Below are 1359 nucleotides of genomic sequence, written 5' to 3'. Positions count from 1 at the left end.
AACCTCCTCCCCCACCGTGCCATCCTCTTCGGTAGCGAAACGGTTTCCACCCCGACCCAACCCACCCCAGAAGCGATCGCCTTTTGCCAAAAACTGACGGGGGTAATTGCCATTGCCTTCCTCACCGAGGAACCCCTAGAAGCGCCCTTAAAAGGCTTTCCCCCCAATCAACCGAATCTGATATCCGCCATTGAAACCTGGTTAGGGGAGATTTGAGGATTGGCATTTTTTAGGTTATAATATCGATAGATTAATAGACAAAAAAGGTCAAAAAATGGTTAATTCTTTTGAATTTAAAGCGAAAATCAAACAAGGCATGATAGAAATTCCGCCGGAATATCAACAAAGTATTCAAGAAGGAAGGGATTGAGAGTGATTGTGGTTTCAGAAGCAAAGCCCCAACCCAGATTAATGGATAAACTGGCAGAAAACCCCATTCCGGTTCAAGGGTGGGTCAAACCAACCCGAGATGAAATTCACGACAGAAAGTGATGAGTGATAAAACCCTATTTATTGATTCTAATATTTGGCGATATCGTTGTCAAGTTGATGGATTAGCGCTATCATTGATAAATAGAAATCACCTTAATACTTCGAGTTCGATGAATTGACTTTTGAGGTTTTTCATTGGTGATAAATTCCGTTGCTCCCACCGAGACGGCTGCTGCAATATGTAAAGCATCCATAGCCCCTAGTCCAAATTGACTAGATTCTCGATAGGCTTGTTCAATGATAGTGTTGATATCGTTTGCCCAGTAAATGACGGCATCAAAAAAAGTTTCATAAAACTTTATCTCGCTACTTTGTTGATGATAAATGGCTTTTGGCAAAACCTCTAATTTCAAAAAAATACTAGAAGCAAATTCTCGCTGGTCATCTTCTAAGATTTGTAAAGCGAGTTCAGCCATTTCATTTTCAGCGCGAGCCGCATAAATTAACACTCCAGCATCAACAAAAGTTCGGATCATTATTAGTCTGCATATCCTCCACGACGTTCCACTTTTTCTTGTTCTATTTCTTCTGGCGTTAACAAGGGGATGCCCGATTCTATAATTTCTTGGCGGATTTTTCTTAACTTTGCTCCAAGCGGGGAACTGGGTTTAGTCGGTTGGGGCGTTTGATGAAGAGAGTCAATAAAAGCGAGAACTTGTTGCTGTTGTTCAGGGTCTAAACGCTGCCATTTTTCTAATAATTTTTGGGTAGTCATTTGGCTTGATTCCTCATTTTAGGCTCTGATTAATTGTAGTATAGCCTGACTGGCGATCGCCACCTCAAAACCCTAAAACGCGCCCCACCTCCTCCCCCACGGAGCCATCCTCTTTGGCGGCGAATTTCCACCCCGACCCAACCCACCCTAAA

At 42.8% G+C, this 1359-nt stretch carries 3 protein-coding genes; 1 reads left to right on the top strand and 2 read right to left on the bottom strand.

Annotated features, from left to right (window positions below; translation table 11 throughout):
• On the top strand, nt 1-216 hold a 216-nt coding region (locus ACTIE0_RS24420; RefSeq protein WP_439517042.1), incomplete at its 5' end, for an NACHT C-terminal alpha/beta 1 domain-containing protein.
• Between the two features lie 347 nt (nt 217-563).
• Here ACTIE0_RS24420 and ACTIE0_RS24415 read toward each other — a convergent pair.
• Both ACTIE0_RS24415 and ACTIE0_RS24410 read right to left on the bottom strand, forming a co-directional pair.
• On the bottom strand, nt 564-968 hold the full coding sequence (locus ACTIE0_RS24415) for a type II toxin-antitoxin system VapC family toxin (RefSeq protein WP_006669973.1): 405 nt from the start codon (nt 966-968) through the stop codon (nt 564-566).
• Nucleotides 969-970: 2 nt separating this feature from the next.
• Nucleotides 971-1207 carry a hypothetical protein gene (locus ACTIE0_RS24410; RefSeq protein WP_006624727.1) on the bottom strand — a complete coding sequence of 79 codons (237 nt, stop codon included), beginning with the start codon at nt 1205-1207 and terminating at the stop codon, nt 971-973.
• Between the last annotated feature and the right edge of the window lie 152 nt (nt 1208-1359).

It is taken from the genome of Limnospira sp. (genome assembly GCF_051859755.1).
Classification (GTDB): Bacteria; Cyanobacteriota; Cyanobacteriia; order Cyanobacteriales; family Microcoleaceae; genus Limnospira; species Limnospira fusiformis.
This window is presented reverse-complemented; position numbering and strand designations above follow the sequence as displayed.

Excerpts from the sequence above, each read along its gene's own strand:
- ACTIE0_RS24410 (WP_006624727.1), bottom strand. The coding sequence starts at position 1,207 with ATGACTACCCAAAAATTATTAGAAAAATGGCAGCGTTTAGACCCTGAA.
- ACTIE0_RS24415 (WP_006669973.1), bottom strand. The coding sequence starts at position 968 with ATGATCCGAACTTTTGTTGATGCTGGAGTGTTAATTTATGCGGCTCGC.